Source organism: Methanobrevibacter sp., assembly GCF_045603845.1.
Classification (GTDB): Archaea; Methanobacteriota; Methanobacteria; order Methanobacteriales; family Methanobacteriaceae; genus Methanocatella.
Window position 1 is genome coordinate 1 of the sequence record NZ_JAZUMY010000020.1, and the last position, 2497, is coordinate 2497.

The 2497-nt window shown below is 36.0% G+C and carries 1 protein-coding gene; it reads left to right on the top strand.

From position 1 onward, the window contains the following. On the top strand, window positions 1-2497 hold a 2497-nt coding region (locus tag ACKI2W_RS02295; protein WP_407378918.1), incomplete at both ends, for a C1 family peptidase.

The following is a 2497-nucleotide window of genomic DNA, read 5'->3' on the forward strand; positions in this document are numbered from 1 at the left end:
AACTTACTCATGACTATGTCTACGATGAAGACAATGACATCAATTTCACAGATGGAATTAATGTCTCCAAAAGCAACTTCCTTTTGGACGGTAACGGATATAGTATTGACGGGAACGGAAAAGCGAGAATATTTAATATAATTGGGAACAATGTCACTCTAAAAAATTTGATAATCAAAAATGCATTAAATGGTGCAGTGTCTTTCGTTCAGCCAAATGCAGAGTATTATCTGGACAATGTCACCATTCAAAACTCATCCTCCAAATATGCTTCTGGTGGAATTGAACTAAATGCTACTAATTTGGTTGTAAACAATTCAAAATTTATTTCAAATACTGGTACTAAAAGTTCAGACATTTTTTTCAACGAAAAGTCTAATGTAACTGTTGTAAATTCCACTTTTGAAGGTGGAATCGAGTCAAAATGGTCACATATTTATTTTTCTGGCGGAGCATTGATTGTTGACAGTTCTACTTTTGCAAATTCACGTTCAAGCTATGCCAATGCAATTTATGGTGAAGATGGTAGGGTGACTGTACGTAACACTAAATTCAGGAATCTTACTGTTTTGAATAGTGCTGGTGCAATTGGCGTTAAATATGCGGTTAATTTAACTGTTGAGGATTGTGAATTTACAAATATCACTTCAGGTAAGGATGGTGGGGTGATTTTTGCTGATATTGAACAGGGTTATGTGACAATCGCCAACTCAAAATTCCATGGTTGTTTTGCTGCATTTGGAAGTGCCATAATGCAGCTTAGATCTGAGTTAAATATCATCAACTCAACTTTCGAAGATAATATTGCAATGCATGATGGTGGAGTATTATGGACATCATATGCTGATGTATCCATTGAAAATTCCACATTCAAGAGAAATAATGTTGTTAAAGAAGATTTGGAAATTGGGGGAGTATTGTACTTTGATAAAGGAGACATATTAATCAAGGGTTCAACTTTCATTGACAATCACGGATCAAACAAAGGGGATGCGGTATTCACCTATGATTCCAAACTCACATTACAAAACAACACCTTCAAAGATAACGGAAATGCCCTATACTCAGTATTCTCAACACAAGACATTGCCGAAGACAATAAATTCAATAATGATTCGGTTTCTGTTAACAACACATTTTATGCAACAATTGTGGTAAACGACGGAATAGAATTAACACTGATTAATAACACTCATTATAAATTTGACACCTTACCGGATAAATTCAATTTAAAGGATTATGGATTAGTGGGTCCTGTCAGAGACCAAGGTAATATGGGTGCCTGCTGGACATTTGCAACATCCGGTGCTTTAGAATCAGCATTGCTTAAAGCAACCGGAAAATTATATAATTTTTCACAGGACAATATTCAAAATACAATGCTTCAATATTCAATTTATGGAGTTGATGGAATTTTAGAAGGTGCACAACAATCCACAGGTGTCGGATATCTTGTAAACTGGTACGGTCCATATCCAACCGATCTGGATAGATATGATGAGCTTGGAAAAGTATCCACCCATATCAACATGGGAAATGAAAGTATACATGTTCAGGACGTAGTGTTCTTCCCGGCTCGTCAAAATGCAACAGACAATTATATCTTTAAAAAAGCATTAATGGACTACGGAGCATTTCTAGTGGCAATTTATTCAGGTGAGAATTCAAAATATTATAACGAAACATCTGCTGCACGTTATTACAATGGAACTAAAGGTATAAATCATGCGGTAACTCTTGTTGGTTGGGATGATAATTATCCTGCAAGTAATTTCCTAAATCCACCTTCTGGTGATGGTGCATGGATTATTAAAAACAGCTGGGGTACAGACTGGGGAGATGAAGGCTATTTCTACCTGTCATATTATGATACCTCATTCAATACTCAAAACCCTTGGCAGTATCCATACTATGCGGCTTACTTATTTAACAACACTGTTCCATACAATAAGAATTATCAAGCAGATGCAGGACAGTTAAATAACTTTGTAGATCAATACAAGTACTTCTCAAATACCTACACTGCTCTTGAAGATGATTTAATTGCAGCCGTGGGTACTTACTTTGATAGTGAGGGAGTTGATTATGAATTTGATATTTATGTTAATGGAGTGTTAAAACACACACAAAATGGCGTAAGCCCATTTGCAGGCTATCATACCATCAAATTAACACAATACATTCCAATTTCAGCAAATGATACTTTTAAAGTTGTATTCAAAAATAGTTCTCTACCTTTCGAATCTAATTCAAGACATCATCATAAGGAAAACGTTTCATTTGGAAGTGTGGATGGTGTCAATTGGGAAGATCTTGCTAAAGATAATGTAACAGCAATATTGAAAGTCTACACTGTCGCTAAACCTGTAGTTCCATCAAAACCGGTTATCACAGGCAATAAGGATGTTGTCATGCTTTACTCAGCTGGCACCGCTTATAAGGTTCGTGTAACTATCGACGGCAGGGCCGTAGTCGGTGAATACGTAACCTTCAAATT